This window comes from Filimonas lacunae, from assembly GCF_002355595.1.
GTDB classification, from domain to species: Bacteria; Bacteroidota; Bacteroidia; order Chitinophagales; family Chitinophagaceae; genus Filimonas; species Filimonas lacunae.
Genome location: NZ_AP017422.1, coordinates 5,782,592 through 5,803,589, shown reverse-complemented (window position 1 = coordinate 5,803,589; position 20,998 = coordinate 5,782,592). Strand labels below are relative to the sequence as shown.

Sequence of the window (20,998 nt, the reverse complement as noted above, 5' to 3'; positions counted from 1 at the left end):
GAATACCTTACAAAATGAAGAAGCTGAAATTAATATATACGTTACTGGCAGTGCTCATGATCATGGTATTGGTACCGTGTTCGTTACAGGCACAGTATGGCCCTTTTAAAAACTATACTGCGGTAGGTGGTAACGCCAGCGTTGACAATAAAGCAGTGGATGATAACTCCAATGTAAGCTTTAGCTTTCCTATGATAGGATTGGGCAAAACAGCAGGCACTCCGGCCCTGCAAACAGATGGTACTTATAATATCACTTATACGTTCACTGTTAAAAACTTTGGTCAGTTTGCCTTGTCTAACGTACAGGTATACGATACCTTAACCAAAACCTTTCCTTCACCACTTACTTATACGGTTAAATCCATAGCCGCGACCGGCACTTTAAAAGCAGCAACAGTAGCCACCTTTACAGGTGTGGCAGGTGCAGCCGGTTTATTAAACCCGGCTACCAGCACATTAGCGGTAGGCGCTTCGGCCACTATTACCCTGGTGGTGAATGTGCAGGTGAATGGCATTTATGGTGCGTTCAACAATACCGCAACTGCTAACGCAACAACTGCTGATAATGTTCCGGTATTTGACGTTTCTCATAACAATACCAACCCCGATTCTGATAACGACGGTAATCCGTTCAACAATAACACCCCAACCCCTGTAACTTTCAGCAGACCTGATATTGCTATTGCAAAATCGGTGAATGCGGCTACCCCTTATGTAGGCGACACCGTTACATTTACTATCACGGCTACCAACGTAGGTAAAGGTGCTGCGGTAGGCATAACGGTGAACGATCTGCTACCAGATGGTTATACTTACTATTCGCACACAGCTTCTACCGGTACATACGTGGCTTCTACAGGCGTATGGACTATTGCCACTTTAGCGGCCAATAGTGTAAGCCCTGCCACCTTAACCGTAAGGGCTATTGTAAAAGATGCGGGTAATTATCTTAATACTGCCAGCTCCAACATATCTACAGATACAGTAACCAATAACAACGAAAGCAGTATTGGAACCACGCCGGTAAAATCGGCTGATGTACAGGTGGTGAAAGAGGTGAGCACAGCTGCACCATACGAAGGAGACAATGTAACCTTTAAGTTTACCGCTACCAACAACGGACCTAGCACGGCTAATAATATAGTTATTACCGATACGCTGAAAAACGGCTTTACTGTTGTAACGCCTTTACCTACAGATGTTGCGTATAACAGCACCACCCGCATTCTTACCTGGTCGGTGCCTACGCTCATTAACCTGGCAACAGCTTCTGTAAGCTTCGATGTTACGGTTAATCCGGGTTATACTGCAGGCGATTATGTGAACAGGGCGGTGAAAACAGCTACTGAGCACGATCCTAAACCTTCTAACGATACCAGCGTGGTGGTGGTTACACCTAAAACAAGTGCCGACCTGGTGATGAAGAAGAGCATTACTGCACCTAGTCCATTATATGCAGGAGACGACGTAACCTTTACACTTACCGTAACCAATAACGGCCCTAGCGCTGCTACCGGTGTGGTGGTGAAAGATACGCTGCGTAAAGGCTATACGTATAAATCCTCTACTCCGTCCGGCTTTAATATAGCTGACAGTACCTGGACCATTGGCACACTGGCCAGCGGCGCTTCGGTAAGCCTGGATATTGTGGCTACTGTAAAAGCCGATCAGGATGCGCTGGAATACGGCAACCTGGCTGCAGTAACTGCAAATGAACACGATCCTGATACAGATAATAATATTGACTCTATCCAGTGGCCTACTGTGCTGCCGTTAACTGACCTGGTGGTGAAGAAAACGGTAGACAGCACCGAAGCAAGGGTAGAGGTGAGCACTGTGGTATTTACTGTGGCTGCTTATAATGATGGCCCAAGCAAGGCTACTAACGTAACAGTGACGGATGTGCTGCCAGATGGGTACAATTTTGTAAGCGCATCTCCGGCTGCTGGTTATGATAAAGCCACTGGTGTTTGGACTATTGGTAACCTGGCGGTGTACGATACGGCTAAGCTGTATATCACAGCTACATTGAAACCTGTGAAAGAAGGCCTGGTATATACCAACATAGCTACAGTAACAGGTTCTGAAACAGATAAAAACCTGGATAACAATACCGACTCCGTGAAGGTGAAACCTGTATCGGTGGTAGATCTGGCTATTGATAAAACCTATAGCGTACCTAATCCGTTCTATCCGGGTGATGACATTAAATTTACGCTCACGGTTACCAATAACGGCCCAAGTGATGCCACTAATGTAATTATCACCGATAGCATACGTGCCGGCTATACTTATAAGAGCAGTTCTCCAGCTGGCTATAACCCGGCTGATGGCACCTGGAGCATTGGCAACCTGGCCAGCGGCGCTACTACTTCTGTAGAGATTGTGGCGGTGGCTAAGGCAGATAGCTCTGTATATGCTTATGGCAACCTGGCAACGGTTACCAGCGATGAGTTTGATAAAGATCTTTCTAATAATACGGATTCTATTGTAGCGCCAACAGTGACACCATTAACAGATTTGCAGATGGTGAAAACGGTAGATAAGCCTACTGCTGATGTGGGTACTAACGTAGAGTTTACATTAACAGTTACCAACAACGGCCCAAGCGCTGCTACCCTGGTAAAAGTAGATGAGCAGTTACCAAACGGTTACACCTTTGTAAGTGCTGCACCTGCTGCCCAGTATAATGCAACCACACATACCTGGACCATTGGCAACCTGGCTTACCAGGCCAGCGCTACACTGAAAATTACCGCTACCGTAAACGCTGATAAAGCGGGCATAAACTATAACAACGTAGCTGTAGTAAGCGGTAACGAAACAGATACAAGTTTGAACAACAATATCGATTCTGCTAAAATTTCGCAGGTGCCGGTAATTGACCTGGCTATCAATAAAACCTACAGTGCCGGTTCTCCATTATACGCAGGTAATGATATTATCTTCCATCTGGCTGTAGTGAACAATGGCCCAAGTGATGCTACTAATGTAAAGGTTACCGAAACCTTACAAAAAGGGTACACATTCAAGTCGGCTTCTTCTACTGGCTATGATGCCACCACCGGTATCTGGACCATTGGCAGCCTGGCTAACGGAGCGACTGTTACACTGGACATTACTGCTACGGTTAACGCAGGTCAGCTAGCTGCCGATTATGGCAACACGGCTACGGTAACCGGCGATGAGCAGGACAGCAACACGGGTAACAACACCTCTACCATTACTACACCAACAGTAACACCGCTGGCCGATCTGGCTGTGGAAAAAACGGCTGATAAAGCAACTGTTAACATTGATGCGCCAGTAAACTTTACCATTGTTGTAACCAACAACGGTCCAAGCAACGCTACCGGTGTAACGGTAACCGATGTGCTGCCTTCCGGCTATAAGTTTGTAAGTGCTACACCAGCCGGTGCCTATAACAGCACTAACGGTTTATGGACTATTGGTAATCTGGCTAACGGCGCAACGGCAACCTTAACCGTGGCCACTACGCTGAATGCTACAGGTAACTACCTGAATACAGCGGTGGTAACCGGTAATGAAGCAGATACTGTTTTAACCAACAATACCAGCACGGCATCTTCTGCGGTGAATCCTAACCCGATTGCGGTGGATGATGATACCACTACCGAAGAGCCTACACCGGTGATCATTCCTGTGCTCAACAACGATCACGCACAGTCTGGTACGCTGAATGTAAGCACGGTGGTAATTAAAACCCAACCGGCGCATGGAACAGTAACGGTGAACGCTGATGGTACAGTAACCTATACTCCGAATGATGGATATGAAGGGGATGACTCCTTTACCTATACGGTGAAAGACAGCAATGGTAACGAATCAAACGTAGCCACTGTAACCATCACAGTAACCAAACGTAAAGTAGATCTGGCTATTGTAAAACGTATTATCACCGATAAGGCTGATATAGCAGTAGGCAGGGAAGTAAGCTTTGAATTACTGGTTACCAACAAGAGCACGAAAAAAGCTTCTGATGTGGAAGTGATCGATATCCTGGCTGCCAACCTGGGTGGTAACGATGTTCGTTTATCTACTTCTACCGGCAGCGCAGTATATGATAATACTACCAAGCGTATTACCTGGACTATCGGTTCAATGGAAGGTGGTGCAACTGCCACACTGGTAATCACTGCCAAAGTAATAAGCGGTGGGGATGTGGAGAACACAGCAGTGGTATCAGGTTCTGATGAAGATCCAGACCTCACTAACAACACTTCTTCTGTGTCTACCAATTCAAGTCCGGAAGATCTGTTTATACCAAACGTGATCACGCCAAACGGCGATGGCAAGAACGATAAGTTTGTGATACTGGGGCTTACCTCTTATCCAGGCTCACCTATTATGATCTACAACCGTTGGGGTAACATGGTGTATCAGTCATCTGATTACAAAAATGACTGGACAGGTAAAGGCTTAAATGATGGTACCTATTACTATATACTTACTGTAAACAAACCTTCCGGTAAGAGGGTGTATAAAGGATGGATACAGAAATTAAACTAACTATGAAGCGTGTCATGATGGAGAAGAATACAATTATGAAAAGCTGCAAAAGAACAGGGTTGCTGTTGCTGATGCTGGTTGCTGTATTCAGCAGCCGTGCCCAGCAGGACGTACAGTTTAGCCAGTACGTGTTCAACCCTTTGTTTATAAACCCTGCTTATAGTGGTTATCGTGGTGATACCTATATCAGTGGTATATACCGCCAGCAATGGGTGGGCATGCCCGGCGCTCCTAAAACCGCCGCCGCATCAGTCGATTGGCTGGTGCCAGGCAGGGAAGAGCGTATGGCGTTCAGTGCCAAGGTAATGAGTGATAAGCTGGGGCCGCAAAGCACCCTGTATGCCAGTGGTGGTTATGCCTATCGTATTCCTTTAGACGATCTGGGCTCTAAAAGGCTGTGTATCGGCTTTGGTGTAGGTATTACCCAATATAGTATTGATGGTACTGCTTTTAAATATGTAGACAACAACGATGCAGCGGTGCCGGTTACCAAAACCAGCAAGCTGGTGCCTGATGCCAACGTGGGGGTATATTACTATACGCCTAAATGGTATTTTGGTGTAGCGGCCAACGATTTACTGGCTACCAGCACAGCAGATATAAAATATAGCTGGAGCTCACAAACCTTTAAGTCTATGGAGCGTTCTGCGCACCTGTATCTGACTTCTGGTTTTGTGGTGCCTTTATCCCCTGTGGTAAAGCTGAAACCATCTATATTATGGAAAGAAGATTTTAAAGGCCCGAGCAACGTGGATATTAATGCCTTCCTTCTCCTGCACGACATTTTGTGGTTAGGGGGTAGCTATCGTACCGGTTTAAGAATCTGGAACCAGGCCGATTTACAAAGTAACCTGGAAAACAAAGATGCCTTTGCCGCTATTGTGGAAGTGTATGCTACGCCAACCTTACGCATAGGTTATGCTTATGACTTTTCAGTAAGTAAGATGAACCCTTATCAGAGCGGAACACATGAAATATCTTTTGGTATGCGTGTATTAGCTAAAAAAGCAAAAAGAGCGTTAAGTCCAAGGTATTTTTAAAGTAAGCACACCAATGAAAAGAAATCTATTATTACTTTCTTTATTAATAAGCATGCTGCACAGCCAGGCGCAGGAGCAGCCTTCGCTGGAAAACATTGCCGACAGGCGTTTTGAACGTTTTGAGTTTGTAGTAGCCGCTCCTTTGTACGAGCAGATTGTAAAAGATGGCAAGGTAAAGCCACAGGTATATTACAAACTGGGCTATTGCTACGAAATGATGCAGCAGTACGAAAAAGCGGTAGCCACCTACCAGACTTTTTTAAAGCGCGATACAGCAAACCCCGCCTTATGGATGCGGGTGGGAGATATGCAAAAAATTCTGAAACGTTATGATGAAGCAAGAGTTTCATATAACAATTTCAGCAGCCGTACACATAAACCCGAACTGGTAGCCAGAAGAATTGCCGGATGTGATTCGGCTAAAGTATGGCTTAGTGATACTACCAAACCATTGCCTTTGGTGAATGAGAAGTTGTTGAATACCGATGTTTCTGACTGGGGGGTTAGTTTCTATGGCAATAAGCTGGTATTTACTTCCGATCATACCATTGACTCATTACCTATGAATAAGAAAGAGCGTGCCCGTAATACTTATGGTAGAAACGGTCACGCATTCTTAAAGCTATATCAGGCCGATACGGTAGCTGTGGCGGCCGGTATTGCCGATAGCGCCAACTTTATAGCAGCTGATTTTAAACCGGGTGGGGCTAATTTTGAGTACCACGTAGGACCAGCTGTTTTTTCTAAAAACCTGGATACCGTATACTTTACCATTACCAATGATGGTAATAACCTGGAATACGAAAAAGCATTAACCCGCAGTGTGGGCACGCGTAAGCTGGAAATTTACTATTGTGTAAAAAACAGCAATAACGAGTGGGGCGCACCGGTAGCTTTTGCCTATAACAATGTAAAAAGCTATTCTGTAGGCCATGCCGCTTTGGCAAAAGATGGCAGCCGGTTGTATTTTGCTTCGGACATGCCCGGCGGTTTTGGTGGTACTGATATCTGGTTTTGCGAGAAAAAGAATGATGGCGGCTGGTACAGCCCTATTAACTGTGGCAGTGTTATTAACACGCCCGGGCAGGAAGTGTTTCCTACTATCGTAGCCGATACTACCCTGTATTTTTCCAGCAACGAACATCCGGGGATGGGTGGCTTAGACCTGTTTTATGCTTATGGTACAGACAGTGCCTGGCAAACGCCGGTGAATATGAAGCTGCCATTTAACTCCAGCTACGACGATTTTTATTGCAATATCCAAAAACGCAAGGGTTTCCTGGCTTCTGATCGCGAAGGTGGTTCGGGCAGTGATGATATTTATTCTTTTGAAATACCTCCTGTGTATTTCCTGTTACTGGATAACACCGTATATAACCGCAAAGATTCCACTATACTCAAAGGGGCGCAGGTGCAGCTTACCTGCTCGGCAGTCACTACCGATACTACTGCTACCACCGATGGCCATGGTAACAACACATTTGTGGTAAAACGCAACCAGCAGTATATTATCCGTGCGGCCTATCCTGGCTTTACCAGTGCTTCTATTGATGTGCCTACCACCGGTTATAAAGATATTGACACAGTATATTCCCGCATTTACCTGGCAGTAGTGCCGCCACCGGAAACCATTCCGGTAAAACCTCCGGTTATTGGTTCTATTCCCGACAGGCATTTTGAAATAGGGGAGACTTTTGTGTTGGATAAACTGTATTACGACACCGATAAGCATAATATCCGCCCCGATGCAGCAAAAGAGCTGGATAAACTGGTGGCTATATTAATGAAGTATCCGAAAATTGAAATTGAATTATCATCCCATACCGATAGCCGTGGCAGCGACCAGCATAACCTGGTATTGTCGCAAAACAGGGCAAAATCTGCCGTTCAATACCTGATATCCAAAGGCGTTGCAGCCAGCAGGTTAATTGCAGCCGGCTATGGCGAAACAAGATTAACCAACAGATGTGCGAATGGTGTAAAGTGTACTTCTAAAGAGCACCAGATGAACCGCCGTACAGAGGTGAAAATTTTGAAAAATTAGGTTTTCTTTGAAGAACGGGCTGCTTTACTCCTAAAGCGGCCATCTTTTTTAAGGTGTTAGTGAACGGTATTTTTGAATTAACTCAACAATGTTTTTAATGCTCAGTTTCTCAAATATTCTTTTCCTGTACGTGCTCACGGTGCTTATTTGCAGGTTAAGCATACTGGAGATTTCTGACACACTTTTGGCATCAATCAGCAATTGCATCACCTCCGTTTCACGGTTACTCAGGTTTTGCAAAGGATTGGAAGAGGTATTCTTGTCGGCCAGACGTTGTAGCAGCGATTGTTTTACAAATTCGCTGGCATATATGTCAGAGTTCAAAACCGTTTTAATAGCCTTATCAATTTCAGGCCCGCGGGCTCCTTTCGATAAAAAGCCATTGGCGCCTGCTTCAATGTAGCGCTGGGCATACAGCTCTTCATCATAGGCAGAAAATATCAATATACGTATTTCCGGCTGCCGCGCCCGCATAGTATCAATCATCTGAGTACTATTGCCATTGGGAATATTGATGTCGAGAATGATGAGGTCGATGGGTCTCTGGTTAATTATTTTAATGGCTTCATTAAAATCATCGACTTCCAGGACGTTAGTCCCGGGGTACAGATTTTTTAAAAGAATGCTGATGCCTAATCTTACGATGGCATGGTCTTCCGCTATTAAAATGTTAGTCATCCAAGGGTTTTTATACAAAAAGCTATGCAAATAAACACTATTTCTCCTGAATTACTCATTTATTCGGGAGTCTATCCGCTTGCGCGCCCTTTTCCGGCGTTTTTTCCCCTATAATTGATCATTTTCTTATTTGTCTGTATATTGGTGTTTTCCATCCAATTATCCTTCTCATTTACAGGTGCACATTTCTATTAAAGTAGTGTACGTAGCAGCATATGCAGGCGCGCGTTACCTTAAAACTGTGTAAGCAACCGTTTATTTCGTCTATGCTACGGATAGATGTTTGCTGCTGGAGCATTTTTTTGTGCTCACAACCTGGTGGTGAGTACTCCCGCCGAACTGATGAGCGCTCACCGTTGCGTCGTGAGCGCTACCGGGTACATCGTGAGTACTCCCGCTTGTGTGGTGAGGACTCACGGCCATTTGAAAAGCGCTACCGGCACTTTGGTGAGCGCTCATCAAAGTCCCGGGAAAGCTTATTTTTCGATTTTTCAACCTTAATACATTGATAAACAATGTTTTTGGAAAAGGAAACTATTATTAACAAACAATAAAAATGAAAAAACACAAAGGGTTTTTTCCCCGGAAAGAAGCGGATAAGGTGATTTGGATTGCCAATTATGTTGAAACGATACAATATTATGGAGAGTCTTTGGGCCTTCCCCCGGAAAAAGTTACCGAACAGGTCACTTTTGCTCAGGCTATGGCTGATGCCATATGTGAGGTAGACCGTAAGAAAAAAGATTTGTCTGCCGCAATGGCTTTTAAGGACAGAGCTATTCTGGAAGGGGAGAAAAAGATTGGCAACATGGCCATATTTATTAAATCCATATTGGGTGACGAGATGGTGGCTACTGAATTGGGGATCATTGGTAGTAAACGCACGGTCGATTACACCACTTTACGTCCCTCTTTGAAGTTAAAAACAACGGCTGGCGGAGTGCTTGTATATTTTAATAAAAAGTATACACATGCTATAGCCATATATAGCCGGTTAAGAGGAGAAGCTGAATTTAAATTCCTGGATTGGTCGGTTGAATCGCCTTATAAAGATCGTACGCCACTGGTAACAGAGCATGCAGCCGAATCTCGCGAATACCAGGCCATATGTGCAGAAAACTTCTGCGAAGTAGGACAGTTTAGCAGCATTGCAAGCATAGTTGTAGGTTAGTATTAATTAATTGAAATTATAGAGAAATATAGCGAACACTTTATAGATGAAATGCGTTATTGAAACAGGGGCTGTAATGTAGTCATGCACATGGAGTAGCTCCTGTTTCTGATATTTTCTATAGGCGTTCGAATACTATATTCTATGATAAAAGCTGTATTTATTGACCGGGATGGCACCTTGATTAAAAACCGTCCCTTTAATATCGACCCAAGCCTTGTTGAGCTTGATGATTGTGCTGTAGATGCCTTGAAACTCATGCAGCAGAACGATTTTCTTATTATTGTCATTGCTAACCAGGGGGGCATTGCCAAAGGAAATTTTACCGCCAAGCAAGTGGATGCAGTCAATGCCCGCATAGCTAGTATGCTGGCAGAAAATGAGGTGTATATCGATGCCTTCTATTATAGTCCCTTCCACCCGGATGGTATTATAGCGGAGTTTGCTAAAAACTCAGATGACCGCAAGCCTTCTGCCGGTATGTTGTTAAAAGCAGCCAGTTCTTTTGGAATTGATCTGTCTCACTCCTGGGTAATTGGCGATTTGCTGGATGATATGGAAGCCGGCCATCGTGCAGGATGTACTACCATATTGTATAACAATGAGAATGAAACCGATTGGCGTGTAGATCGCTTTCGCCAGCCCGATTATATAGTCAACGATTTATACAAAGCGGCTTGTGCCGTATGTGAAATAAGCGAACCCAGCATTGTGAATTATGAATTCTCGCTGGACCCGCTGTAAATGAAATAGCTATAGTAATAGTATTCTTTACTCTTTTTTCCCAGGACGTATAATCATTCTTAACGACTGGTCGCGGGTTAAATAGGCCCCTGCCCAGTTGTAAAAAGTTCTCATACGGTTACGGTAATTGATGAGGGAAGCCAGGTGTATGAAAATCCATATTAACCAGGCAAAGAACCCTTTCATATGTAAACGGGATAATGGAAAATCAGCCACCGCTTTATTGCGGCCGATAATGGCAAGCGTTCCTTTGTCGAAATAAGAAAAAGCATGTGGCGGTTTACCTACGCCCCATGCTTCAAAATTCTTAGCCAGGTTTTTACCCTGTTGTATAGCCACCTGTGCTACCTGTGGATGTCCATCCGGAAATTTATCATCACCACTTAAAATAGCAGTATCGCCAATCGCGTAAATATTTTCCAGGTCTTTCACCTGGTGAAAAGCATTGGTTATTAAACGGCGGCTGGCTCCATAGCTGGTTGCCGGAATGCCCGGTAACACAGAAGCCGACACGCCTGCCGCCCACACCAGGGTTTTGGTGGGGATGGCTTTATCGTTGGTGAACGTAACCACATCATTGGTAAAATCTTTTACCCGGTGGTTCAATAACACTTCCACACCCATACGCGTTAATTCATCCAGGGTGTCCTGTTGCGATTTTTCGCTCATGGGTTTCAGCAGTTTGCCACCGCCATCAACCAGGTAAATATGTCCTTCAAAGCCGTGGCCACTTATTTCGGGATAATCTTTCGGTAGTATAGTTCTCCTCATCTCGGCCAGCATGCCTGATACCTCTACACCCGTAGGGCCGCCGCCAGCTACCACAAAGGTTAACAATTTGGTGCGTTCGGCTACATCTGCGGTAACAGTAGCCTGTTCCAGTACCTGTAAAAAATGGTTGCGCAACAACAGGGCATCGTTTACCGTTTTCATGGGTAATGCGTTTTGCTTCACATTCTCCATTCCAAAATAATTGGTTTCTGCCCCTGTGGCAAACACCAGGTAATCGTAAGTAATAGTACCGGTAGACAGTATTACTTTTTTTTCTGCAGGTATTACTTCGTGAAATTCGCCCATGCGATACGTTACGTTTTTAAACCGGCGTATCAATTTGCGAAAAGGATAACTGATATTGGAAGGCTCCAGGAAGCTGGTAGCTACCTGGTACAGTAAGGGAGGAAAAAAATTGTAGTTGTTTCTGTCAACCAGTGTAATCGTAAAGTCTTTGTTTCGGGCCAGTTCTTTGGCAACGTTAATGCCTGCAAAACCACCACCAATAATAACAATCTGTTTCATGCTTCATTTGCTTTTTCTGTTCATCCTGATTCCGTTCTTGAGTCATCTAAGGGTTAATCTGTGTGTAATTTCGCTCAAAAACTCAAGAAAATTTGTGTTTAATCGGCTTTTCCTACTATATTTAATGAAATATGGCGGTTAAGGGGTTTAGGAAATACTTATGAACTAATGCCGTACCTTTGTCCACCATAAATCTCTATTGAGACGACTAGATATTCTTTCTCCCGTTGCAAGAAGCTCATCCGGTCATCATGATCAGGGCGTAAATCACTGACTTCTTCAAAGTTATACATTCTTAGAGCGGTCAGTATTAATGTATTAAAACATAGTATTTTGACATTTCAAGAATTGAATTTGTCTGAGTCCATTATTAAGGCTCTGACAGAAGAAGGCTATACCAAGCCTACACCTATACAAGAAGAAGCCATTCCCATTGTATTAAGAAAGAAAGACTTATTAGGTTGTGCACAAACCGGCACCGGTAAAACAGCTGCATTTTCCTTACCTATTATCGAGCATTTGCTGAAAGACGAACCCTCGGGAGGCTATAAGCATATTCGTGCGCTGATACTTACGCCTACGCGTGAGCTGGCTGCACAGATTGATGAAAGCATTTCTGCGTATACCAGGTACACCGGCATCAAGCACGATGTAATTTTTGGTGGCGTATCTCAGCATACACAAACTCTGGCTTTACGTAATGGTACGGACATATTAATTGCTACACCCGGAAGGTTGCTGGATCTGATGAACCAGGGATACGTGCACATTGCCCACCTGCAGTACTTTGTGCTGGATGAGGCTGACCGTATGCTGGACATGGGTTTTATCAATGACATTAAAAAAATCATTCGCGAGCTGCCGGAAGAAAGGCAAACCCTGTTTTTCTCAGCTACCATGCCACCAACTATTGCCAAACTGGCCGACTCGTTATTAACCGATCCGGAAAGAGTAGAAATTACACCGGTTTCCACTACTGCCGAAAAGGTAAAACAGGCGGTGTTTATGGTAAGCAAAAATGATAAGCCCGCATTGCTGGAATACTTATTAAACCTGGGCAATATCACCCGCACACTGGTGTTTACCCGCACCAAACACGGAGCTGATAAAATTGCCAAACAGCTTACCAAGGCAGGCATCAGGGCCGATGCGTTACATGGCGATAAATCGCAGCAGTCACGTATCTCCGCTTTACATAATTTCAAAACAGGTCGTTTACGTGTGCTGGTAGCTACCGATATTGCGTCACGCGGTATTGATGTAGACAGCCTGGCATATGTTATCAACTACGACATGCCCGAAATGCCTGAAACGTATGTGCACCGTATTGGCCGTACCGGGCGTGCCGATAAAAGCGGTATTGCTATTTCGTTCTGCAGCAGGGAAGAGAAAGAGAACCTTCGTTTAATTAATAAGGTTACTAACCAGAATATTCCACTGGTAGCCGATCATCCTTTTCACCTGAAAGAAAGCGCACATCCTCCCGGACCACGTGGCGCCGGCGGCAACAGGGGCCCACGCCAGCAACAGGGGGCACGTTCTGGTAATAGCAATAATAACAGGAAGCGTCCATACAGTGGTGGCGGCAACAGAAGAGCTTCATCCGGTAGTGGTAGTGGACATCAACATGCAGGAAGGCAGCAAGGTGCAGCCAGTAAGGCGGTGGAATAAATCAAAATTTATTTCCCACAATTGTGGTAATACAATTTCCCTATTGCGTCACTGTTATAGGGATAATTTGTTATATCTTCCCGGTCACAACCTGGGAAACGAATGCGTCTTGTTAAGCAAACCACACTGTATTTTAAAGAAGGAAATTCTGATAAAGTATACGAAATAACCCTTTGCGATACCGGAGGAGAAAGATACGTAGTTAACTTCCGGTATGGTAAAAGAGGGGCGCAACTAAAGGAAGGCACCAAAACCGCTATACCCGTTGCACTGGCCGAGGCAGAAAAGATATATGATGCCCTGGTAACAGAGAAGATGAACAAAGGCTACTCGGCAACAGAGGGCGGTCCGGTAACACCTAAAGCCACTATGGCTGCGGTGAAGCTGGAAGAAACGCCCATAGATGCCGCTGCCAGCTTTAGCCACTTACCAGCCAGCAGGGAAAAAGCCATCCTGCGCCGCCTGCACAGCATTGTTACCGGAGCACCTTCGGGGCAGGCCCGCAACTGGGCTGCATCGCGTGTTATCTGGAAAGCAGGCGAATACCGCATTTCCGAAGGCATTCCTTATCTCATTCAACTATACAACTCCGGCAATCCCATGCAGCAGTATTGCTGTGCTTGGGCATTGGCGCGCAGTAAGCAACCGGCGGCTATTCCGGCTTTGCAAACTATTTACCAGCATGGCAGCACACTGCCATCGAAAATGGCAGGCGCCGGTTTACTGCTATTGCTTGAAGGGGCCGATAAGCAGCAACACCTGCAATCGTATATACAGGCATTACCCGAAGCGTTTAAGCCACTGGTAAGCCCAGAGCAGGCAAAACAGCTGCAAGCTTTGTTGCACGAGCGCATTGCACAAAAACAAACCGATTATAAATGGGCAACCCTGTTGTACCTGGTATCTACCGAACAGCAGTGGTTAAAGCCCCTGGTGAAAAACCTATTGCAATCCATCGCGTTAAAACCATCCTGGTTTAAGCAGGTGCGCTCGGTGTATAAGCTGGCCGAATTGCTCAACGATTTTGAATTGCTGGGTATGTTATCGTGCCGTGTAGAGCGGGAAAAAGAAATGTTTGCACACTACCTTACTGCCAAACAAGCTGCTAAGCACGATGTGTATGTGGCTGATGCAGGGGAATGGATAGTACCTGGAAAAGAATTTAAAAAGGCCGATAGCCGCATAGCTTATTCCAGCAGAACCCGCTGGTATTTACATCGCCGCACTTTGCGCCGTTTGGATATGCTGGGTAATACCGGCAATGCAGATTATGTAAAGCTGGCTACCGCTATTCTCATCTCTTATAACCGTGCATCTGACTTTCAACTGTATCACAGCACTTACGATTATACATGGCGTAACGGCCGGTACGAAAGGGTGGAAACACGCCACCCGAGTAATGCACAGGCTATTTACCTGCACCAGATATTAAGCGGCGATCATCCTGCCATAGAGCTAACCACCAGCCATAAGTGGAAGATGAGTGATAAAGTGCCTGCACCACTCACACCTAAAAATACTTCCGGCAATCAGCCTGGTGCTGGTTCAGGTGGCATACTTAAAAAACTGGTAAACCTGTTTGGCAATAAAAAGCCTGCTTCCGATGCAACTGTTCCACCAGAAGCGGTGATAGAGCAGGCAGTGGTACCCAACCCCAACGGCACGCCATTCCTGCATTTATGGAATGCCATGCCACAAGCCTATATTCAATTGCTGATGCAGGCGCAGATGGATGAAGTGCACCAGTTTGCTATTGAAAACCTGGACGTACATCCACAGCGCGATGCTATTAAAGCACGGTTAGATGTGCAGGCATGCAGGCAATTGGTATTTTCCCGTTTTGCACAGCCCGCAGCATTTGGTTTATCGGTAGTAATAGAAAAATACAGCAATACAATTCCGGATGCTGCTATTATCGCTGCGTTATTAAACAGTGTAAACGAAGCAGCGCGTGATAAGGGTATGGAATGGGCCAATGCCTACAAAAGCGTGCTATTGTCTGATGCGGAGAGTATACTGGACCTGTTGCTGGCCCCTGATGAAAAAGTAAGCAATTGGGGTAAAACGTTTTTACAAACCGCCATTATAGACGAAAAAGTGAAGCAGGTGGTGGCCGGAAAGCTGGTGGCGTATATGGCAAGCCTTCCCGAAGAGGGCACAGAAGCGAAAGCGATAAGTCAACAAACGCTGGATAATTGTTTTGCTTTATTGAGTCAAGAACTGGGTGGAGTAGCCGTAGCAGTAGTGGCCGATCTGTTGCAGCATAAAGCAGCTGTCACGGTATTGTTTGGTTTGCGCTTATTGCAAACTCCACAGCTGGCTGCACAGCCCGATACCTTACCCGATACTTTTATACACGAACTACTTACACATACACATATAGCCGTGCGCGAAGAAGCGCTGCGTTTACTGGATGGCATGAGTAATGAGGGGCTGCTGCAAAAGCAGGAGCTGCTATTGCTGGCTTGTTTAAGCACCCTGCCCGAAGTAAGAACAAAAGCACACGCTATAGCAGGCCGGCTGGCAGCAGCGGATGCCGCTTTTGGCAATAAGGCAGCGGGCATGTTATTGCCTTACCTGTTGCGTAAAGAAACCAGCGAAGGCATGCACATGGCTTTAAGCCATGTATTGTGCAACCAGTTAAGCGGCTTTTTACAACAGGTAGATAAAACCACCGCGCTCAACCTGCTGTATTCCAACTATGCACCTGCGCAAACGCTGGGGGCAGTGATATTGGAAAAATATACCGATCCCGAACAGTTAACCATTTTACAGATAGTAGCATTAGGCAGCCACGAAAACCTGGCAGTGCGCGAATGGTGCTGGCGTTTATATCAGCAGCATGTACCACGTATGCGTTACGAAAAAGAAAGCAGCATTAAGCTGCTGGAAAGCAAGTGGGATGATACCCGCGCGTTTGCCATGCAATATTTTAAAGAGCAGTTCAGGGCCGAGGACTGGAGTGCAGAAGCGTTGATAGCACTGGCCGATTCGGTAAAGCCCGCGATAGAAGCCTATGGCCGCGAGCTGATCACCCGCTTCTTTACTTTGGAAGATGGCGAAACATATTTGCTGAAACTAAGCCAGCACCCCAGCGAAAAAATGCAATTGTTTGCTACCAATTACCTTGAGCGTTTTGCCGCAGACGATTTGAATAAGATACAGGCATTGAGCTTTTACTTCCGTTCGGTGCTTACCCGCGTAAACAAAAGCAGGGTGGCCAAAAACAGAATCTACCGGTTTTTGCAGGCAGAAGGCCGTAAAAACGAAGAAGCGGCAAAGCTGGTGGCAACGCTGTTATCCGATATCTCGGCAACAGCCGCTATTGGCGATAAAGCAAAATGTATAGAAATATTATTACAGCTAACCTCATTATATGCTATCAGCTCGCCTTTGCTGGTGAAAGAAACAGCAATGCGCCAGGCCATATAGCAGTTAGCATTATTTATTAAAACACAGCAGTAATATGTTGTTCAATTACCGGTTTGCAGGTTCTTCTACGGTTAGCAGCACGTCTTATATGACGGGCATGTCGTTTGTTCCCGACACCCTGCGCGAAAGCGCTTGGTTTGTGGGCAAGCTGCATAAAAAAGTGGCTTTCAGAGAAGCCATTTCGGCACTGCACGATGTTGTAGTAAGTGATTTGCGTTTTAAGCCTAAAGATAAAACGGCCTATAAAGAATGGGCGGCGCAGAACGAATCGCTGTTTCTGGCAGAGTACATGGCGGGCTATGATGAAAAAGCAGCACAGGCCAGAATCAGTGAGGTGCAGGCTGCTTTACGGGAGGTGCGCAACGAAAAGGAAATGCTGTTGGGGCCTTACCGCAAAGCCACTAAAAAGTATTTCGATTATCTCTATGCCAACGATAAAGATGCCTGGTTTGTATTAGACCCGGTAATTACCATTCATCCGGACGAGTTGTTTTTTGAATGCTTTAGCCAGGACGAATCTACCTACGGCAAGCTGGGCTGTAACTACAATGTGTTTACACAGCTGGACGATTTTAAATGCGGCACTACCAATGTAGATTATTCCGCTGCTTTGTATGAAGAGTTTCAGAAGATACGGGACTATAAAGAAACCGAACTGAAAATAGATCCTTCCGGCTTTGCGGTGCAAACCACCGATGAAGAAAGCTTTAAGGAAGTAAAGATTGATGTGCCTGATAGCTGGGTGCGTGGCTTTTTACAGGTAAGCAGTGCCATGACCATGGCCGCGGTGCAGTTTGATTTGCATCCGATGGATATTCACAGCATTTGCCTGTTGCTGCGCCGGTTTCAGGAAAAATCAGGCCCGCGTTCGTTACGGTATATACTGGAACCCGGCAAGCCTGTTACCCTTGTGTTTGAACCCTGGGGCAAAACCATTGTGTGCGAAAGAAGCATCTACACCGGCAACAGTCGTCATGAAATAAGAACATGGGGCCGCAGAAGATTGCTGGTGCTGGAAAGGTTAATACCTGTTGCCCGCAAGTTTACGGTATACTTAACCGGTACCGGGTTGCCTGCTTTTTATGTGGCCGACCTGGGCGATATGAATTTTACGTTAGGTTTAAGTGGCTGGACTGCCAACGACTGGAGCCATGCCGGCAATTTTGATTTGCTGGCGCCAAGACTGGCTGTTACAGATGATGTAAAGGTGAAAGTGTTTAATCAGTTAAAAAACGACTGGCTGGGCACGGCTGCTGACATCGCTGCTAAGCTGGGCCTGGAAAGTGCAGAAGCGGCGGGTGCATTAAGTGCCTACACGCAAGCCGGTCGTGTTATCTATGATATGAATGCCAGGCTGTATCGCCTGCGCGAATTAAGCCGCGATCCGTTGCCGTTTGATCAGTTGCGCTTTAGCAATCCAAGGGAAGAAATGGCGGCTGCTTTATTAACACAGCAGGAAGTGAAGTTTACCGCTACTGATAACCCGGAAGGAGGTATAGCATTAAGCGGCGTGGTAAAAGCCAAACGCAAAACCTATAACCCTAAACTGGAAATTGATGCAGATGAAAAAATAACCAGTGGCATTTGCGACTGCAGTTATTATGTAGCCAATAAGCTATACAAGGGCCCTTGTGAACATATGCTGGCAATGCGCCAGGCTTATAATGCCACACGCATTCCAAATGCACAGCCCGTGTAAATTTTTGTAATAATGAATTAGAAATAACATTTATATTTGTTCACAATAGTTCATGTTCTTTGACAGAGAGATGGTAAAGTAAAGGCACCTTGCTTCCGAAAGGAATGAGCGATGTTTCGTCGTTCTGGTTCAATGAGTTTCTCATGCATCACCAAATGTAATCTTTACTATGGCCGGGGGGTACCGTATCACCATTATCAGTGATGGCCCCGTGTGCCATAATAGTGATACGGTACCCCCCGGCCTGGCGTTGATTAATCTGGTCCCGGGCGGGCACGAAGGCAGCCTTACCATCTCTCTGTTAAACATGCTATGCATGACACCTCATCATGGCCGATAACCGATTAACCCGCCAGCAAATCTACGACCGCATACGGTCCAGCTCCAAAGAGTCATACATTCTCAGCGAAATGAAACGCCTGGGGTTCTGGAGCGTGAAAGACGGAGCCAGTGCTGTAAGCGAAGCTTTGATCAATAAAGAAGCATCGCTGGAAAAAGAGCTGAACCAGTTGCTGGCCCAAAACAGGAAGTTTAATAATAGGGAAGCGGTGCTGAAAGAAATGCGTTTAAAACGCATGGCCGAAGCCAGGCAAAAACGCGAAGAGAATAAGAAGAAGCGGGAACAAAAACGTTACGAAAAAGCAGAAGCCTGGCGCGCCCGCAAGCAACAGGAAATACTATACCTGGGCGAAGGCGTATCGGCCGGCCTGCATTACACCGATACCAACGAAGCTTTATTGTGCGAAAAAGAACTGCCTGTTATCACAACCGAAAAGCAGTTGGCAGAGTATATGGGCATTGCGTTACAAGAGCTGCATTTTCTGGCCTTCTCGCGCAGAGTATCTACTGTTAACCATTACCGCAAATTTTACCTGCCTAAGAAAAGCGGCGGCAAAAGGCTGATCGCTGCTCCCATGCCACGGTTGAAAAACAGCCAGTACTGGATACTGAACAATATACTCGCGCGCATACCCGTGCATGCTGCAGCCAATGGTTTTGTAGCAGATAAATCTATCGTCACCAATGCCAGGCCGCACCTGGATAAAGAAGTGGTGATTAACATCGACGTAAAAGATTTCTTTCCTTCTATACATTTTGCCCGTGTAAAGGGCGTGTTTGTAAAACTGGGTTATTCCGAAAAAATAGCCACCGTGCTGTCGTTGTTATGCACCGAACCTGTTACACAGGAAATAAGCATTGATGGCCGCAACTACTTTGTGCAAAAGGGGCAACGCGTGTTGCCACAAGGCGCACCAGGCAGCCCGGTGATCACCAATATTCTTTGCCACCATTTAGATCAGCGTATGCAGGGTGTGGCCGCTAAACACCAATACACGTATACCCGCTATGCGGATGATATTACTTTTTCGGGCAGTGAAAACACACTGCATGCACAGGCCTTATTGTGGCGTATTAAAAAGATTGTGCAGGAAGAAGGCTTTACCGTGCATCCCGATAAAGTGCATGTCATGCGCAAAGGTGCGCGGCAGGAAGTAACCGGTGTGGTGGTGAACAAACAATTGGGCATTCAACGCGAAAAGCTGCGCCAGTTCAGGGCTTTGCTGCACAATATCAAAGTAAAGGGCTGGGAAAATGCACAATGGGGCAATGGCAATATCATCTCTTCTATACTGGGGTATATCAACTATATTAAAATGATTGATCCTGCTAAAGCGGCTGTATTCCAGCAGCAGGTAAATGTGTTGTTTCAACAGCCGGGCTTTAGTGCCATACAGCAGCAAGTACAGCCACAGGCGTCCGCTGCTGCCACTACCCATGACCCCACCACCAACCCGCAGCCAGCACCTGGTAAAGGCACTGAGGGCGATGAAAACTGGTGGAAGGTGGTATAAACACTATTCCGCTTCTATAGAGATAACAGCAGCATTGCAATAGCCATGCTGCTCGTTGTATTTTACATAGCCCAGCTGGTTGGTACACATATGCGTTTGCCCGATGGTAAAATCGGCTACGTTGGCATGATGATGCCCGTATATCCAATAATCAACAGGAGACGATGCTATATAACCGGATAGCTCCGTAGCAAAGGCTTCGCTGATGGTGGAGTTTTTATACTGCTCCGGGTAATGCTGGTAAGTAGGCAAATGATGGGTAGCCACTACTATCTTACCTGTGTTTACTTCACTTACCGCCTTCTGAATAAAGGCCAGGTTTTCTTTGTGCATGCGGTTATTATGCAGGGGGCGGAAAGGTTCGTTATGATAGCTGATGACCCTGTAATCAGTAACACCGGCAGCGATATCCCATTCTGCTGCGGGGCTGATATACGACCATAGGGTAGAGCAGATGATATGAACATTACCTTCCTGCACTACCTGGTTGTTTAGCAGGAATACATTGTGTTTAATAGCTTCCCGGAAGCAGCCGCTGCGCTGGCTGATATCACTGCCATAATATTCATGGTTACCAGGCAGCCAGTATACTACCCTGAATTTATCGGACAGTTCATTTAAAAAATGTTTCGCCTTATTTTTTCGGGCAAAGGGCACTACATCCCCTGCCAGTATTAAAACCTCTGCCTGTGGTTCAATTGGGTGTTGCAACAGGTACTCTTCGTTTTCACGGAATTCCAGGTGCAGGTCTGAGCAATATTGAATAGTCATAAAAAGTAAATCAGGTGTTGTGATAAGTGGATGATACAAGATACAGGTAAAATAAAAATGCCAGGCT

Annotated in this window: 12 protein-coding genes; 9 read left to right on the top strand and 3 right to left on the bottom strand. The window is 45.7% G+C overall.

All coding sequences use genetic code 11. The features are described from left to right. Window positions 1-14: 14 nt before the first annotated feature. From FLA_RS22875 to FLA_RS22865, 3 genes are read left to right on the top strand one after another with little or no spacing between them, the layout of a single operon-like run. On the top strand, window positions 15-4,532 hold the full coding sequence (locus FLA_RS22875) for a T9SS type B sorting domain-containing protein (RefSeq protein WP_076374710.1): 4,518 nt from the start codon (window positions 15-17) through the stop codon (window positions 4,530-4,532). Window positions 4,533-4,534: 2 nt separating this feature from the next. Further along, window positions 4,535-5,572 carry a PorP/SprF family type IX secretion system membrane protein gene (locus tag FLA_RS22870; protein ID WP_159445040.1) on the top strand — a complete coding sequence of 346 codons (1,038 nt, stop codon included), beginning with the start codon at window positions 4,535-4,537 and terminating at the stop codon, window positions 5,570-5,572. A gap of 13 nt (window positions 5,573-5,585) precedes the next feature. Then, entirely contained in the window at window positions 5,586-7,616 is a 2,031-nt protein-coding gene (locus FLA_RS22865) for an OmpA family protein (protein WP_084205965.1), read from the top strand. Window positions 7,617-7,664: 48 nt separating this feature from the next. Here FLA_RS22865 and FLA_RS22860 read toward each other — a convergent pair whose 3' ends face one another. Then, window positions 7,665-8,294, bottom strand: coding sequence for a response regulator (locus FLA_RS22860; protein WP_076374706.1), 630 nt, complete (start codon window positions 8,292-8,294; stop codon window positions 7,665-7,667). Between the two features lie 556 nt (window positions 8,295-8,850). Here FLA_RS22860 and FLA_RS22855 point away from each other — a divergent pair. Both FLA_RS22855 and FLA_RS22850 read left to right on the top strand, forming a co-directional pair. Beyond that, the gene (locus FLA_RS22855; RefSeq protein WP_076374704.1) at window positions 8,851-9,465 is read left to right on the top strand and encodes a hypothetical protein; all 615 of its coding nucleotides are present in this window, start codon (window positions 8,851-8,853) and stop codon (window positions 9,463-9,465) included. A 144-nt stretch (window positions 9,466-9,609) separates the two neighbouring features. Continuing rightward, window positions 9,610-10,209, top strand: a complete 600-nt coding sequence (locus FLA_RS22850) for a D-glycero-alpha-D-manno-heptose-1,7-bisphosphate 7-phosphatase (RefSeq protein ID WP_076374702.1) — start codon at window positions 9,610-9,612, stop codon at window positions 10,207-10,209. A gap of 27 nt (window positions 10,210-10,236) precedes the next feature. Here the strand turns inward: FLA_RS22850 and FLA_RS22845 are convergent, their stop codons facing one another. Beyond that, window positions 10,237-11,505 carry an NAD(P)/FAD-dependent oxidoreductase gene (locus FLA_RS22845; protein ID WP_076374700.1) on the bottom strand — a complete coding sequence of 423 codons (1,269 nt, stop codon included), beginning with the start codon at window positions 11,503-11,505 and terminating at the stop codon, window positions 10,237-10,239. Window positions 11,506-11,838: 333 nt separating this feature from the next. On the opposite strand from FLA_RS22845, the gene FLA_RS22840 reads away from it, so the two are divergent. The 4 genes from FLA_RS22840 (at window position 11,839) to FLA_RS22825 (ending at window position 20,160) form a co-directional block, all read left to right on the top strand. Next, a complete protein-coding gene (locus tag FLA_RS22840) occupies window positions 11,839-13,176 on the top strand; it encodes a DEAD/DEAH box helicase (RefSeq protein ID WP_076374698.1) in 1,338 nt (445 codons plus the stop codon). 102 nt (window positions 13,177-13,278) lie between these two features. After that, window positions 13,279-16,608, top strand: a complete 3,330-nt coding sequence (locus FLA_RS22835) for a WGR domain-containing protein (RefSeq protein ID WP_076374696.1) — start codon at window positions 13,279-13,281, stop codon at window positions 16,606-16,608. 34 nt (window positions 16,609-16,642) lie between these two features. Further along, window positions 16,643-18,307 carry a hypothetical protein gene (locus FLA_RS22830; protein ID WP_076374694.1) on the top strand — a complete coding sequence of 555 codons (1,665 nt, stop codon included), beginning with the start codon at window positions 16,643-16,645 and terminating at the stop codon, window positions 18,305-18,307. 329 nt (window positions 18,308-18,636) lie between these two features. Next, window positions 18,637-20,160, top strand: a complete 1,524-nt coding sequence (locus tag FLA_RS22825) for a reverse transcriptase family protein (protein ID WP_076374692.1) — start codon at window positions 18,637-18,639, stop codon at window positions 20,158-20,160. 3 nt (window positions 20,161-20,163) lie between these two features. Here FLA_RS22825 and FLA_RS22820 read toward each other — a convergent pair whose 3' ends face one another. Continuing rightward, window positions 20,164-20,931, bottom strand: a complete 768-nt coding sequence (locus tag FLA_RS22820) for a metallophosphoesterase (RefSeq protein ID WP_076377230.1) — start codon at window positions 20,929-20,931, stop codon at window positions 20,164-20,166. Window positions 20,932-20,998: the final 67 nt, after the last annotated feature.

Coding starts and splice junctions, on each gene's coding strand:
- FLA_RS22830 (WP_076374694.1), top strand. CDS start 16,643: ATGTTGTTCAATTACCGGTTTGCAGGTTCTTCTACGGTTAGCAGCACG.
- FLA_RS22870 (WP_159445040.1), top strand. CDS start 4,535: ATGAAGCGTGTCATGATGGAGAAGAATACAATTATGAAAAGCTGCAAA.
- FLA_RS22865 (WP_084205965.1), top strand. CDS start 5,586: ATGAAAAGAAATCTATTATTACTTTCTTTATTAATAAGCATGCTGCAC.
- FLA_RS22855 (WP_076374704.1), top strand. CDS start 8,851: ATGAAAAAACACAAAGGGTTTTTTCCCCGGAAAGAAGCGGATAAGGTG.
- FLA_RS22875 (WP_076374710.1), top strand. CDS start 15: ATGAAGAAGCTGAAATTAATATATACGTTACTGGCAGTGCTCATGATC.
- FLA_RS22825 (WP_076374692.1), top strand. CDS start 18,637: ATGGCCGATAACCGATTAACCCGCCAGCAAATCTACGACCGCATACGG.
- FLA_RS22860 (WP_076374706.1), bottom strand. CDS start 8,294: ATGACTAACATTTTAATAGCGGAAGACCATGCCATCGTAAGATTAGGC.
- FLA_RS22835 (WP_076374696.1), top strand. CDS start 13,279: ATGCGTCTTGTTAAGCAAACCACACTGTATTTTAAAGAAGGAAATTCT.
- FLA_RS22845 (WP_076374700.1), bottom strand. CDS start 11,505: ATGAAACAGATTGTTATTATTGGTGGTGGTTTTGCAGGCATTAACGTT.
- FLA_RS22820 (WP_076377230.1), bottom strand. CDS start 20,931: ATGACTATTCAATATTGCTCAGACCTGCACCTGGAATTCCGTGAAAAC.
- FLA_RS22850 (WP_076374702.1), top strand. CDS start 9,610: ATGATAAAAGCTGTATTTATTGACCGGGATGGCACCTTGATTAAAAAC.